At 70.5% G+C, this 14,189-nt stretch carries 12 protein-coding genes and 1 pseudogene; 12 read left to right on the top strand and 1 reads right to left on the bottom strand.

From position 1 onward, the window contains the following. Positions 1 to 30 precede the first annotated feature (30 nt). The 9 genes and pseudogenes from CHB84_RS03130 to CHB84_RS03165 all read left to right on the top strand — a co-directional run bounded on the left by CHB84_RS03130 (position 31) and on the right by CHB84_RS03165 (position 9,841). Positions 31 to 990, top strand: coding sequence for an electron transfer flavoprotein subunit alpha/FixB family protein (locus CHB84_RS03130; protein WP_089299948.1), 960 nt, complete (start codon positions 31 to 33; stop codon positions 988 to 990). Positions 991 to 1,169: 179 nt separating this feature from the next. Continuing rightward, the gene (locus tag CHB84_RS03135) at positions 1,170 to 1,955 is read left to right on the top strand and encodes a GNAT family N-acetyltransferase (RefSeq protein ID WP_089300099.1); all 786 of its coding nucleotides are present in this window, start codon (positions 1,170 to 1,172) and stop codon (positions 1,953 to 1,955) included. 201 nt (positions 1,956 to 2,156) lie between these two features. After that, positions 2,157 to 2,537, top strand: a pseudogene (locus CHB84_RS23405) (lysophospholipid acyltransferase family protein); the annotation flags it as partial. A 342-nt stretch (positions 2,538 to 2,879) separates the two neighbouring features. Beyond that, positions 2,880 to 4,151: a cysteine desulfurase family protein gene (locus CHB84_RS22720; RefSeq protein WP_176439769.1), complete on the top strand. Its 1,272-nt coding sequence runs from the start codon at positions 2,880 to 2,882 to the stop codon at positions 4,149 to 4,151. Then, entirely contained in the window at positions 4,148 to 5,257 is a 1,110-nt protein-coding gene (gene mnmA, locus CHB84_RS03145; RefSeq protein WP_089299950.1) for a tRNA 2-thiouridine(34) synthase MnmA, read from the top strand. The genes CHB84_RS22720 and mnmA overlap by 4 nt, the downstream gene beginning before the upstream one ends. 89 nt (positions 5,258 to 5,346) lie before the next feature. Next, positions 5,347 to 6,384 carry a uroporphyrinogen decarboxylase/cobalamine-independent methonine synthase family protein gene (locus tag CHB84_RS03150; RefSeq protein WP_089299951.1) on the top strand — a complete coding sequence of 346 codons (1,038 nt, stop codon included), beginning with the start codon at positions 5,347 to 5,349 and terminating at the stop codon, positions 6,382 to 6,384. Positions 6,385 to 6,475: 91 nt separating this feature from the next. Continuing rightward, positions 6,476 to 7,204, top strand: a complete 729-nt coding sequence (locus CHB84_RS03155) for a hypothetical protein (RefSeq protein WP_089299952.1) — start codon at positions 6,476 to 6,478, stop codon at positions 7,202 to 7,204. Positions 7,205 to 7,215: 11 nt separating this feature from the next. Further along, entirely contained in the window at positions 7,216 to 9,348 is a 2,133-nt protein-coding gene (gene ligA / locus CHB84_RS03160; RefSeq protein WP_089299953.1) for an NAD-dependent DNA ligase LigA, read from the top strand. Next, complete coding sequence (locus CHB84_RS03165) at positions 9,341 to 9,841, top strand: GNAT family N-acetyltransferase (protein WP_089299954.1); 501 nt, start codon at positions 9,341 to 9,343, stop codon at positions 9,839 to 9,841. Before ligA ends, CHB84_RS03165 begins: the two co-directional genes overlap by 8 nt. Positions 9,842 to 9,866: 25 nt before the next feature. Here the strand turns inward: CHB84_RS03165 and CHB84_RS03170 are convergent, their stop codons facing one another. Continuing rightward, positions 9,867 to 10,517: an ACT domain-containing protein gene (locus CHB84_RS03170; protein WP_089299955.1), complete on the bottom strand. Its 651-nt coding sequence runs from the start codon at positions 10,515 to 10,517 to the stop codon at positions 9,867 to 9,869. 330 nt (positions 10,518 to 10,847) lie between these two features. Between CHB84_RS03170 and gatC the strand changes: the two genes are divergently transcribed. From gatC to gatB, 3 genes are read left to right on the top strand one after another with little or no spacing between them, the layout of a single operon-like run. After that, a complete protein-coding gene (gene gatC, locus CHB84_RS03175; protein WP_089299956.1) occupies positions 10,848 to 11,147 on the top strand; it encodes an Asp-tRNA(Asn)/Glu-tRNA(Gln) amidotransferase subunit GatC in 300 nt (99 codons plus the stop codon). Continuing rightward, the gene (gene gatA, locus CHB84_RS03180) at positions 11,147 to 12,649 is read left to right on the top strand and encodes an Asp-tRNA(Asn)/Glu-tRNA(Gln) amidotransferase subunit GatA (RefSeq protein ID WP_089299957.1); all 1,503 of its coding nucleotides are present in this window, start codon (positions 11,147 to 11,149) and stop codon (positions 12,647 to 12,649) included. The genes gatC and gatA overlap by 1 nt, the downstream gene beginning before the upstream one ends. Before the next feature lie 7 nt (positions 12,650 to 12,656). Beyond that, complete coding sequence (gatB, locus tag CHB84_RS03185; protein ID WP_281251727.1) at positions 12,657 to 14,165, top strand: Asp-tRNA(Asn)/Glu-tRNA(Gln) amidotransferase subunit GatB; 1,509 nt, start codon at positions 12,657 to 12,659, stop codon at positions 14,163 to 14,165. The last annotated feature ends 24 nt before the right edge of the window (positions 14,166 to 14,189 follow it).

A 14,189-nucleotide genomic window follows, 5' to 3' on the forward strand; every position in this document is an offset into this window, starting at 1 on the left:
CCGTCAATACGCTTTCGGAGGAACCAACCCATGGCTGAAGTCCTGGTACTCGTCGATCAGGTGGACGGCGAGGTCAAGAAATCCACCTACGAGCTGCTCACCGCGGCCCGGACGCTGGGCGAGCCCGCGGCGGTCGTGGTGGGCGCACCCGGCACCGCGGGCAAGGTGAAGGAGTCGCTCGCCGCCTACGGCGCGGCCAAGGTCTACGTGGCCGAGTCCGATGACGCCACCACCTACCTGGCCACGCCGAAGGTCGACGCGCTGGCCACGCTCGCCGAGCAGGTTTCCCCTGCTGCGGTGCTGGTCTCGGCGACGTCCGAGGGCAAGGAAGTCTCCGGCAGGCTCGCCGCCCGGCTCGGCTCCGGCCTGCTCGGTGACGCCGTCGGCGTCAACGCCGACGGGACCGTCGAGCAGTCCGTCTTCGGCGGCGCGTTCAACGTGACGTCGAAGTCCGCGAAGGGCACCCCGGTCATCTCGGTGCGCCCGGGCAGCATCGACGCGGAGCAGGCATCCGGCGCCGCCGCGGAGGAAGCCGTCGAGCTGCCTGCCGTCGACCCGGCGAAGTCCGCGAAGATCAGCGGTTTCGAGCCGGTCGTCGGTGGCGACCGGCCCGACCTCACCGAGGCCTCGGTGGTCGTCTCCGGTGGTCGCGGTGTCGGGAGTGCGGACAAGTTCGACGTCGTCGAGCAGCTGGCCGACGCGCTCGGCGCGGCTGTCGGTGCCTCCCGTGCCGCGGTCGACTCCGGCTACTACCCGGCCCAGTTCCAGGTCGGCCAGACCGGTAAGACCGTCTCCCCGCAGCTCTACGTCGCTCTCGGGATCTCCGGCGCGATCCAGCACCGGGCGGGGATGCAGACGTCCAAGACGATCGTGGCCGTCAACAAGGACTCCGAAGCGCCGATCTTCGAGATCGCCGACTTCGGTGTCGTCGGCGACCTGTTCAACGTCGCGCCCCAGCTCACCGAAGCGGTGAACCAGCGCAAGGGCTGAGCACGCCGGGTATCCCTGTACCTGTCCCGGGGCGGTGTTCCCATGCGGAGCACCGCCCCGACGTGCGTTCGGGCCCGGCATGTCCACCAACCGGCGGCGAGCACTGTTCATCCACCGTGCACGGAGCTGTCATGCGGGAGCACTCCCGGCGCGGGCCCCTGGCGCGGTACACCTGGGGCATGGTTCGCTCGGAGCGGCTGGCAGAGACCGGTGGGCATGGCGCGTCGGCACTCGAGGTACCGATGGGTACCGCAGGCTACACGGTGCGTGTCGCCACGGCGGCCGGTGAGGTGGCCGCCGCGCAGCGGTTGCGGTACCGCGTGTTCGCCGAGGAGATGGGCGCCGAGCTCCCCGGCGCCGTCGCCGGTCGCGACCTCGACGAGTTCGACCGGTACTGCGATCACGTCGTGGTGCGACACGAGGCCACCGGCCGGACCGTCGGGTGCTACCGCGTGCTTCCTCCGGACGGGGCACGCGTGGCAGGCAGGCTCTACGCCGACGAGGAGTTCGACCTGACCTCGCTGGCCGGCCTGCGCCCGTACCTCGTGGAGGCAGGCCGCTCGTGCGTGGATCCCGGGCACCGCACCGGCACGGTGATCGGTCTGGCCTGGGCGGGTATCGCCCGCTACATGCTGACGCTCGGCCACCGGTACCTCGCGGGCTGTGCCTCGGTACCGCTGGCCGACGGCGGTGGTACGGCGGCAGGCGTGTGGGAGACCGCGCGACACCGGCACTACCCGCCCGAAACGTTGCGGGTGCGGCCACGGCAGCCGTGGACCGGCGCGGCACCGTGCCGGTCCACCCGGCCCGCCATCCCCCCGTTGCTGCACGGCTACCTGCGGCTCGGCGCATACGTGTGCGGTCCGCCGAGCTACGACCGCCGGTTCGACGTTGCGGACTTCTTCGTGCTGCTCGATCTGCAGCGGATGAACAGGCGGTACCTGAACCACTTCGCGGGACTCTGAGCCGTGCACGCCTGGATGCCGCGTTCCCCCTGCGGGGCGGGCTGCGTCGATCACCGGGTCCGGCGGGTAGCGCCCGTCGTGGCGGGAGCCCGGCTCGCGCACGCCTGCGCTGTGCTGCTGCTCGCCGTGCTCTGCGCACCCGCGTCGGCCCTGCTCGACCGGCACGCCTGGCTCGGCTTCCACCGCCGGTTCTGCACCGCCATGGCCAGGGCGCTCGGCGTGCGGATCGAGGTGCACGGTGAGACCGGCTTGCCTGAGCGGGGCGCCCTCGTTGCGACCAACCATGTCTCGTGGCTCGACGTGCTCGCGGTCAACGCGGTCCTGCCGACGCGCGGTGTCGCCAAGTCCGAGATCGCGGGTTGGTGGGTGATCGGCAGGCTCGTCGCAGGCGCGGGCACCATCTTCGTGGACCGTTCCGCGCTGTCGACCCTGCCGCGCACCGTGGCGGAGATGACAGCGGCCCTGCGGGAGGGCTGGCCGGTCAGCGTATTCGCCGAAGGCACGACACGGTGCGGGCGGCGGCCGGGTCGCTTCGTGACAGCGCCGTTCCAGGCGGCGATCGACAGCGGCGCCGCGGTGCGCCCGCTCGCGCTGCGCTACCGGGTGACAGGCACCGCCGAGACAACCTATCCCGCGATGGTCGGTGACGACTCCGTGGTGTCCTCGGCGCGGCGTATCGCCCGGCTCGCAGGCCTGGTCGTCGAGGTGCGCCTCGGTGAGGAGATCGCAGCAGGGCGCGTGGCCGATCGCCGGCAGCTCGCAGCGCATGCCGAGGCTGCGGTGCGCGGCGCGTGCGGACCAGGCCATGGCGGGAGACGACCAGCTGTCGCCGCGCGTGTAGGAGCGCTCTGCCGGGTGGATCGACCGCCCGGGTGGGGACAGCCGGCACGGTCGATTGGCGCCTCCGGCTATCCTGGAGAGGCGATGACCTATCTCGACCATGCGGCGACCACACCGATGGTGCCGGAAGCCGTCACGGCACTGACCGAGGCCCTGCCCCGCGTCGGCAACGCGTCCTCGCTGCATTCCTCCGGCCGCAGGGCCAGGCGGGTCGTCGAGGAGTCGCGGGAGAGCATCGCGGAGTGCCTCGGCGCGCAGCCGTCCGAGGTGATCCTCACCGGTGGCGGAACGGAGAGCGACAACCTCGCCGTCAAGGGCCTCTACTGGGGCCGCAACGCGCAGGACCCTGCGCGGGTGCGGGTGCTCGCCTCCGAGGTGGAGCATCACGCGGTGCTGGACTCCGTGCAGTGGCTCGCCGAGCACGCCGGTGCCGACGTCACCTGGCTCGGCGTGGATGCCTACGGGCGCGTCTCGCCGGAGACGGTGCGCCACGCGATCGAGGAGAACCCGGACGACGTGTCGTTCGTCACCGTGATGTGGGCGAACAACGAGGTGGGCACCGTCAACCCGATCGGTGAGATCGCGGCGGTCTGCGCCGAGTTCGACATCCCGTTGCACACCGATGCGGTGCAGGCCGTCGGCGAGCTCGACGTCGACTTCGCGGCCAGTGGCGCGGCCGCGCTGACGCTGAGCGGGCACAAGATCGGCGGTCCCTTCGGCATCGGGGCGTTGCTGCTCGGGCGGGACAGCCCGTGCGTTCCGTTGCTGCACGGCGGTGGCCAGGAGCGGGAGGTGCGCTCCGGCACCCTCGACGTGCCGAGCGCGGCAGCGCTGGCTGCCGCCGTGCACGCCGGTACGTCGCGCAGGGAGGAGCACGTGCGCGAGGTGCGCGCGTTACGGGACCGGCTCATCGCAGGCGTGCGCGAGCAGGTGCCCGATGCGGTGCTCAACGGCGCTCCCGTGGACCCATCCGACGGGACGGCTCCCGCACGGCTACCCGGAAACGTGCACCTCACCTTCCCGGGTTGCGAGGGCGACAGCTTGCTCATGCTGCTCGACGCGCGCGGTATCGAGTGCTCGACAGGGTCGGCGTGCACGGCCGGGGTCGCCCAGCCCTCACACGTGCTGCTCGCCATGGGTGCGGACGCGCTGTCGGCACGCGGGTCGCTTCGGTTCTCCCTCGGGCGTACCTCCACCGGTGCCGACGTCGACGCCGTGGTGGCCGAGATCGCCGGCGTGGTGCAGCGGGCACGCAGGGCGGGCGTAGCCGGCGCCCGTACCCTGGAAGGCGACGTTGGGCAGGGTGACGCTCCGGTACACGGCACGCGGCGCGAGGACGTGAGGGTGCGAACATGACGGCAGGACGACGGCAGACGGTGCTCGCCGCGATGAGCGGAGGTGTCGACTCCGCCGTCGCGGCCGCGCGTGCGGTCGATCAGGGCCACGAGGTGGTGGGAGTGCACCTCGCGCTTTCCGCCAAGCCGGGCACACTGCGCAGCGGTGCGCGCGGCTGCTGCACGGTCGAGGACGCAGGCGACGCGCGGCGGGTGGCCGACCTGCTGGGGATCCCGTTCTACGTGTGGGACTTCTCCGAGCGTTTCGCCGAGGACGTGATCGACACGTTCGTCAACGAGTACGCGGCGGGCCGGACCCCGAACCCCTGTGTCACCTGCAACGAGAAGATCAAGTTCGCGGCGCTGCTCGACAAGGCGATGGCGCTCGGCTTCGACGCGGTGTCCACGGGGCACTACGCCCGCCTGTCGTTCGTCGACGGTGTCCCGGAGCTGCGCCGCAGTGCCGACCTCGACAAGGACCAGTCCTACGTGCTGGCATCGCTCACCCCGGATCAGCTGCGTCACTCGATGTTCCCTCTCGGGGACTCGCGCAAGTCCGAGGTGCGGGCCGAGGCGGACCGGCGCGGGCTCGTCGTGGCGGCCAAGCCGGACAGTCACGACATCTGCTTCATCCCGAACGGGGACACGCAGGGGTTCCTGGAGTCGCGGATCGGTGCGAACCCCGGAACGCTCGTGGACGACCGCACCGGGGGCGTGCTCGGCGAGCACTCCGGTGTGCACCAGTTCACCGTCGGCCAGCGCAAGGGCCTCGGTATCGAAGCACCGGCACCGGACGGCAGGCCCCGGTACGTTCTGGACATCGAGCCCGTCTCGGCTACCGTGACCGTCGGCTCGGCAGACCGCCTCGGCGTCACCGAGATCGACGCCGACGGTGCGGTGTGGCCGAGTGAGCGGGAGCTGGTTGGGCCGACGGAGTGCGTCGTACAGGTGCGCGCGCACGGTGGGACCGCACCGGCAGTCGCGGAGTCGGCAGCAGGCAGGATCCGGGTACGCCTCGACACGGAGCTGCACGGTGTAGCACCCGGTCAGACGCTGGTGCTTTACCAGCCCGAGCAGCACGGCGACCTGGTGCTCGGCAGCGGGAAGATCGCCGAGACCAGGGCCTAGTACCCGGCGTCCGGGGCGTCCCCCTCGGCGCCGCGCCGATCCCGGCGCGCAGGACCAACCAGACACGACCCACGCTGGAGCGGCCGAACATGCAGGACTTCCCGTGGCCGGTCGGGGCCGCAACCGCGCTCGGCCCCATGCCCGGCTCCGATATCACCACCTCCGCGGAGCTCGTGCTCGGTGAGCTACCCGAGTTCCCGCACGTTCCCGACCTGCCCGAGCGCGGTGTGGGCGCCGACCCGATCGGCCGGACGGCGGCGCTGCTCACCGATCTCGCCGTCGAGGTGGCGCCGACGGGCTACCGCGTCGCCGCGCGCCCCGGCCGTCACCACAAGCGTGGCGTCGACCTGGTGCACAGGGACATGGACGGTCTCGAGCACGCCGCCGAGCGGGACGGCACGCGTGACGGGCTGCTGAAGACCCAGGTGGCGGGCCCGTGGACGCTGACGGCGAGTATCGAGCTCGCCCGCGGGCACCGCGTGCTGACCGACCACGGCGCGCTGCGCGACTTCACGGGTGCGCTGGTCGACGGTGTGGGAAAACACGTCACGGAGCTGGCGCAGCGTACTGGCAGGCGTGTGGTCGTGCAGCTGGACGAGCCATTGCTGCCGGAGGTTCTGGCGGGGTCGCTTTCCACTCCATCGGGGTACGGGACCGTTCCGTCGGTGCCGGAACCGGAGGTGAAGGCCGTACTGGCGCCGGTCGTCGAGCAGCTGGAGCATGCCACCGGTTCACCCGTCGTGTTGCGATGCGGCGTACCGCGGCCACCGGTGGGCGTGCTACGCGGGACGGGAGCGCAGGTGCTGTCCCTGGACGCGACACAGCTGGCCGGGGCGCCGGGGCGGCTGCTCGACGAGATCGGCGAGGCGTGGGAGGAGGGCACCGTGCTCCTGCTCGGTCTGGTACCGGACACTGCCCCCGCCGAGCGGGTCGACCTGCGGGGTCTGGCCGAGCCTGCGCTGTGGCTGGTCGACCGCCTCGGCTTCAACCGCTCGATCCTGGCCGAGCGCGCCGTGCCCACGCCGGTGCGGGGGCTCGCCGACGCCGACGAGTCATGGGTGCGTCGCGCGCTCTCGTTGACAAGGGACCTGGGTAAGGCCTTCGTCGAGCCACCTCAGGGGTGGTGACCGTCGCGGTGAGCCGTGCCGGGTCCGGCCTGCGACCCGACTTGCGCACACCGGCCCCGGTGCCGCCTGCGAGCGCGTACCGTCATCGATGATGCGATGGTTCCGACGTAGGCAGCGAAGCACACCCACCGACCCCGCCGACACGGAGGTCGTCGACCCGCGTACCCCGTGGCCGCAGCCGGACGGGCCGGAGGCCCCGGACGTCGCTGCGCGCGAGTTCTGGCGCCACTGGGCCGAGCTGCTCCCCGAGATCAGCGCCGCGCTCGGCGAGGGCAAGGTTCAGCGTGTCGAACACAGGTTGTGTGAGCTGGTCGCGGCGCTGCACCCGGACCTGCAGTTCTCCATCGAGCGCGGAGTCCACGCCGTCTACGCCCTCGTGCTGTCCAGCCGCGAGGATCCGGCGGTGCGACCCTACACCGACGCGTGGATCGCGGCGGCCCCGCAGCCCGACGCGATGTGGGAGTACCACGACTCGGTGCCTGCCGTCCCCGACCCGAGCGAGGTCACGATCAACGTCGGCGAGGTCCGCGTGGCGCTCGCCGACGTCCGCGTCGCCGCGCACGTCGATGCCGACGCCGTGGACGTCTCGGTACACCATCCCCTGCTCGGCGAGCTCGACGGGAGCCGGCGCGAGACGATGACGTTCCTGCCGCTGGAGGCGACGCTCGGTGAGCGCCTCGCGGCGCGGTGGTTGCGCAGGGTGGAAGTGGCCGTCTCCGAGCCGGCGAACGCCATGACGCTGCTCGAGTTCCGCACGCTCGTGACCGGACTCGGCGACACCGGTGGGCCACACGGAGACGGTGTCGGTGTGGCGGACTAACCTCGGTTGATGTGAGCGTGCAACAGCAGCGAGACGGGCGGGGCGGGACCGGGTCGGTCCCGGAGGACGTGCGGCGGCGCCACACGGAGCTGGCCGAGGAGATCGATCATCACCGGTTCCGGTACTACGTGCACGACGCGCCGGCGATCAGCGACGGTGAGTTCGACGCGTTGTTCGCCGAGCTGGAGGAGCTCGAACAGCAGTACCCGGATCTGGTCACGGCGGACTCACCGACCCAGAACGTCGGCGGGACGTTCTCCACCGAGTTCACCGCCTATGACCATCTGGAACGCATGCTCAGCCTGGACAACGCGTTCGACCTCGAGGAGCTGACGGCCTGGGTGGAGCGGTTGCACCGGGAGCTGGGCGACGAGGCGGGGTCCGCGCTGAGGTACCTGTGCGAGCTCAAGATCGACGGGCTCGCGGTGAACCTGCTGTACGAGCGGGGCAGGCTGGTGCGTGCCCTGACGCGCGGGGACGGCCGTACCGGTGAGGACGTCACGTTGAACATCCGCACGCTTGACGACGTTCCGGACTCGCTCACCGCGCGGGACGGGTTCGACGTTCCCGAGCAGGTCGAGGTCCGGGGTGAGGTCTTCTTCCGGGTCGAGGAGTTCTCCGAGCTCAACGCCGGGCTCGTCGCCGAGGGCAAGGCACCGTTCGCCAACCCGCGCAACGCTGCCGCGGGCTCGTTGCGCCAGAAGGATCCCCGGGTGACAAGCCGCCGCCCGCTGCGGATGATCTGTCACGGGCTGGGCAGGCGTGTCGGTTTCGAGCCACGGAACCAGTCGGAGGCTTACCAGGCGCTGGCGGCTTGGGGGCTTCCGGTGTCGACACATTCCACGGTGGTGCGGTCGCTCGAGGAGCTCACCGAGCACATCCGGTACTGGGACGAGCACCGGCACGACGCCGAGCACGAGATCGACGGCGTGGTCGTCAAGGTGGACGACGTGTCGCTACAGCGCAGGCTGGGCACGACAGCACGCGCCCCCCGGTGGGCGATCGCCTACAAGTACCCCCCGGAGGAAGCGACGACGACACTGCACGACATCGATGTCAACGTGGGCCGGACCGGGCGGGTGACGCCGTTCGCGGTGATGGAGCCGGTGACGGTCGCGGGCTCGACGGTGTCCATGGCGACGCTGCACAACGCGGGTGAGGTCCGGCGCAAGGGCGTGCTGATCGGCGACCGGGTGGTCATCCGCAAAGCGGGAGACGTCATCCCGGAGGTACTCGGCCCCATCGTCGACGTGCGCACCGGGGGCGAGCGCGAGTTCGTGATGCCGACCGAGTGTCCGGAATGCGGCACGAGACTGCGCCACGAGAAGGAGGGTGACGCGGACATCCGGTGCCCGAACTCGAGGTCGTGCCCGGCACAGCTGCGGGAACGGCTGTTCCATGTCGCCGGGCGGGGAGCGTTCGACATCGAGGTACTGGGATATGAGTCGGCCACCGCTCTGCTGGAGTCGGGTGTGGTCACCGACGAGGGCGACCTGTTCATGCTCGACGAGGACAAGCTGTCCGAGGTGGAGCTGTTCCGCACCAAGTCGGGGGAGCTGTCGGCCAACGGCAAGAAGCTGCTGGCGAACCTCGAGTCGGCCAAGGACTGTCCTCTCTGGAAGGTTCTCGTTGCCTTGTCGATCCGGCACGTCGGCCCGACAGCGGCGCAGGCGCTCGCGCGCGAGTTCTCCTCCATGGAGGCTATCGAGGAGGCGAGCGAGGAAGCCCTCTCCGAGATCGACGGTGTCGGTCCGGCGATCGCCACGGCGGTGCGCGAGTGGTTCTCCGTGGACTGGCACCGCGAGGTCGTCCGGAAGTGGCGGGAAGCGGGCGTACGCATGTCGGAAGAACGCGACGAGTCGATCGAGCGCAACCTGGAAGGGCTGTCGATCGTGGTGACCGGATCGCTGGACTCGTTCACCCGGGAGGAGGCCAAGGAGGCCATCATGGTCCGTGGCGGCAAGGCAGCGGGCTCGGTGTCGAAGAAGACGGCCTTCCTTGTGGCAGGGGACGCGCCGGGGTCCAAGCACGACAAGGCCGTCCAGCTCGGGGTTCCGGTACTGGACGAGGACGGGTTTCGGGTACTGCTCGAGCGCGGACCGGAGGCCGCGCGGTCCGCGGTGGGTGCTGGTGACGATGAGTGACGTCGGCGTCCGCCCGGTACGGCCCGGGGAGCTCGCCAGGGTCGGTGAGATCACCGTGGCCGCCTATCGCGCCTCCGGTCTCCTGCACGGCGACAGTGACTACGAACACCAGCTTCGGGACGCGGCGCGGCGGGCCGAGCTGGCGGAGTTGCTCGCCGCGGTGGACGGCGACGACGTGGTGCTCGGCTCGGTGACCGTCGCGCGGTACGGCAGCTGGTTCGCACAGGTGGCCGTGCCGGGTGAGCTGGAGTTCCGCATGCTGGCAATCGACCCACAGCACCGCGGGCGCGGTATCGGCGAGCTACTGACGCAGGCCGTGTGCGACCGTGCCGCCGACCTTGGTTGTCACCGTGTGGTGATGTGTGTCGACCGCAGTAACGCGCCTGCCCTACGGCTGTACGAGCGCATGGGGTTCCGGCGGCTACCCGAGCGCGACTGGGCCCCGGTACCCGCCGTGCAGCTGCTCGCCCTCGGCCGTGAGGTGCCTCGCTGACCCACCCCGAGCGCCGGTCCGGCCGCTAGCCTTCGAGTACCACGGCCACGATGCCGGCGAGATGTGCGAGGCGGGCGACCTCGGCGGCGCGGAACATGGGGCCGCCGGGCCGGCCGACCAGGAGTGCGCGGTCCGGTTTGCCGAGGGGGGTGGCGGCCAACTCGGTACCCAGCTCCCGCCAGGTCGGGGGAACCCACTGCTCCTCGGCGTCGAGGATCGTGGCGCGTTCCAACGGCAACCACGGCAGGCCCTGGAGCGGGGTCTCGGGAGCCGCGGTGGACGCGGCCAGCCGCTCGACACCCCCGTTCTGCCACAGGACCAGCGCCCATCCGGAGCGAACGATCCGGGGGACCCCCTCGGCGAGGATCTCCAGACCGGTCCGGGGCGAGGCCGCGATCTCCTCGACCAGCTCCAGCTCCCGGTGGGTGTCGAGCACCCCCGCGTACGGTCGCACCGCGTCGACCTCGACGCCGTCGACGCTCTCCGCGGCCGTGATGAGTGCGTCGGGAAGGCTGCCGGCGGGCAGCTCCACGACCATGTCGTCGACGGCGATTCCCGATGAGCGTTCAACCACGTCGACACTGAGGATGTCCGCGCCGACCATACCGAGCGCCGAGGCCACCGATCCCAGGCTTCCAGGGCTATCCGGGATCTGCACCCGGATCAGGAAGGACAACGCGAACCTCTTCTCCTCTGCTTACCCCAGCCTTGCCGTGGGGCGATGGGCTGGTAGGACATTGTCTCAGACGTACGCTCCCGTCGGGATCCGCCATCTCCGGTAATGCGGTCGTGCGCTCGCCGGTGCGCGTCACGTAGAGTTATGCCCCGGCTCGCCTGCGGTTACCTCGCGGGGTGCGCGGTGCGCGCCGGGACGTCCCGCTCGCGATGCGCGCGACGTATCCGGATGACCGGGCACTAGACTGCGAGGCGCTCCGGGTTGGCGAACGCACCGACCGGTGAGCACGACACCCGACCGACAGTACGTAGACCCCCGGGGGTTGCCCTCGTGTCCCAGATTTCCCGTGACGAGCTCGCCCATCTGGCCAAGCTCGCCAGGCTCGGCGTGAGCGAGGCCGAGCTGGACACCTTCGTCGGCCAGCTCGACGTGATCCTCGACTCGGTGGCCAAGGTCGGCGAGGTGGCCGGCGACGATATCCCGCCGATGTCGCACGCGGCGAACCTGACGAACGTCTTCCGATCCGACGAGATCCGTCCAGGCCTGAGCCAGCAGGAGGCCCTTTCCGGCGCGCCGGCATCGGAGGACGGGCGGTTCTGTGTGCCGCGGATCCTCGGGGAGGAACAGTGATGGACCCGACCACGCGTACGGCGGCCGAGCTGGCCGCCGGCATCCACTCCGGCGAGCTCAGCTCGGTTGAGGTCACCCGCTCCCACCTGGAACGCATCGCCAAGGTCGACTCGGAGATCAACGCGTTCCTGCACGTCGAGACCGAGGGCGCGCTGGCGACCGCGGAGAAGGTGGACGCCGATATCGCGGCAGGCCGCCGGCCGGCCTCCCCGCTGGCAGGCGTGCCCCTCGGGCTCAAGGACGTGCTCACCACCAAGGGCATCCCTACGACCTGCGGGTCGCGCACGTTGGAGGGGTGGATCCCCCCGTACGACGCGACGGTGACGCGCAAGCTTCGCGAGGCCGACGTGGTGGTGCTCGGCAAGACCAACATGGACGAGTTCGCGATGGGGTCCTCCACGGAGAACTCGGCCTACGGCCCGACAAGGAACCCGTGGGACACCACGCGTGTGCCCGGTGGCTCCAGTGGCGGTTCTGCCGCCGCACTCGCGGCGTTCCAGGCTCCGGTGACGGTCGGAACCGACACGGGAGGCTCGGTCCGTCAGCCGGGTGCGTTGACCGGGACGGTCGGGGTGAAGCCGACCTACGGTGGCGTCTCCCGGTACGGCCTCGTGGCGTTCTCCTCCTCCCTCGACCAGGCGGGACCGTGCGCGCGGACCGTGCTCGACGCCGCGCTGCTGCACGAGGTGATCGGCGGGCACGACCCGATGGACTCGACCTCGCTGAACGCTCCTGTCCCTCCCGTGGTCGAGGCCGCTCGCCGGGGCGCTTCCGGAGACCTCAGAGGTCTTCGCGTGGGTGTGGTCACCGAGCTCGGTGGGGAGGGCTACCAGCCGGGCGTGCTGCGGTCGTTCGCCGCTGCCGTCGACACGCTGCGCGAGCTGGGAGCCGAGGTCGCCGAGGTCTCGTGCCCGAACTTCGAGTACGCGCTGTCGGCGTACTACCTGATCGCGCCGAGCGAGTGCTCGTCCAATCTCGCCCGCTTCGACGCGATGCGCTACGGGCTGCGCGTCGCCGACGACGGCACCAACGGCGCCGACGATGTGATGTCGCTGAGCAGGGAGGCGGGCTTCGGCGCCGAGGTGAAGCGGCGCATCATCATCGGCACGTACGCGCTGTCCGCCGGTTACTACGACGCGTACTACGGTTCGGCCCAGAAGGTGCGTTCGCTCGTCACAAGGGACTTCGACGCCGCGTACGACCAGGTGGACGTGCTGGTGTCACCGACGGCGCCGACGACGGCGTTCCGGGTCGGGGAGCGAGTGGACGATCCGATGTCGATGTATCGCGCTGACCTGTGCACGATTCCTACGAACCTCGCCGGCACCGCCGCCATGAGCGTGCCGAGCGGACTGTCCGACGAGGACGGACTTCCCGTCGGACTGCAGATAATGGCGCCAGCGCTCGCCGACGACCGGATGTACGAGGTGGGTGCGGCGTACGAGCGCGCACGCGACGCGGCTGCGGGCGGCGCGCTGGCCGACCGGATCCCGGAGCTGTGAGGCAGTCGTGACGACGAAGACGGAGACGATGGACTACGACGAGGTTCTCGAGCGATTCGACCCGGTGCTTGGCCTCGAGGTACATGTCGAGCTGTCCACGCGGACGAAGATGTTCTGCGGCTGCCCGAACGCCTTCGGCGGGGAGCCCAACACACACGTGTGCCCCACCTGTCTCGGGCTGCCGGGTGCGCTGCCTGTGGTCAACGGCAGTGCGGTGGAGTCGGCGATCCGGATCGGTCTGGGACTCAACTGCGAGATCGCCGGGTGGTGCCGGTTCGCGCGGAAGAACTACTTCTACCCGGACATGCCCAAGAACTTCCAGACGTCGCAGTACGACGAGCCGATCGCCTTCGACGGGTACCTCGATGTCGAGCTCGGCGACGGAGAGACCGTCCGGGTCGGTATCGAGCGTGCGCACATGGAGGAGGACACCGGCAAGTCGCTGCACGTCGGTGGTGCGACCGGCCGCATTCACGGTGCCGACTACTCGCTGCTGGACTACAACCGGGCGGGTGTGCCGCTGATCGAGATCGTGACGAAGCCGATCACCGGTGCCGGCAGGCGTGCCCCTGAGGTGGCGCGCGCCTACGTGACGGCGCTGCGGGACTTGCTGCGCGCGATGGGCGTCTCGGATGTCCGGATGGACCAGGGGTCGTTGCGCTGCGATGCGAACGTCTCGCTGTCGCCGAAGGGAGACGAGGCTTTCGGTACCCGCTCCGAGACCAAGAACGTGAACTCGTTGCGCAGCGTGGAGCGTGCGGTGCGCTACGAGATGACCCGGCAGGCGACCCTGCTGTCCCGTGGTGAGCGGGTGGTTCAGGAGACCAGGCACTTCCAGGAGGCCGACGGCACGACATCGGCGGGCCGGCCCAAGGAGACGTCCGAGGACTACCGTTACTTCCCCGAGCCCGACCTGGTGCCGATCGCGCCGAGCAGCGCCTGGGTCGAGGAGCTGCGGAGCACGCTTCCCGAGCTTCCCTGGGAGCGGAGACGGCGCATCCAGCAGGAATGGCAGCTGACCGACGAGGAGTTGCGGGACCTGGTCAACACCGGCGCGGCAGACGTGGTCGCTGCCACCGTGGACGCGGGGGCGCCGGTCGACGACGCGCGCAGCTGGTGGGTGCAGTTCCTGACCGAGCAGGCCAACTCGCGTGGCGTCGACCTCGCCGACCTTCCCGTCACCCCTGCCCAGGTGGCTCGCGTGATCGCTCTGATCAGCGAGGGCACCTTGACCAACAAGCTGGGGCGGGAGGTCGTTCTCGGCGTGCTCGCGGGCGAAGGTGACCCGGACGAGGTGATCGCCTCCCGCGGGCTCGAGGTGGTCTCCGACGACTCGGCGCTGACCGCGGCGATCGATGAGGCGCTTGCCGCACAACCGGATGTCGTGGAGAAGATCCGGGGCGGCAAGGTCCAGGCCGCGGGCGCGATCGTCGGCGCGGTCATGAAGGCGACCCAGGGCCAGGCCGATGCCAAGCGGGTACGCGAGCTGATCCTGCAACGCTGCGGCGCCGAGTAACGCCCCAGGGGCCCACCACTCGGG

Source organism: Haloechinothrix alba, from assembly GCF_900188115.1.
Taxonomy (GTDB): domain Bacteria; phylum Actinomycetota; class Actinomycetes; order Mycobacteriales; family Pseudonocardiaceae; genus Haloechinothrix; species Haloechinothrix alba.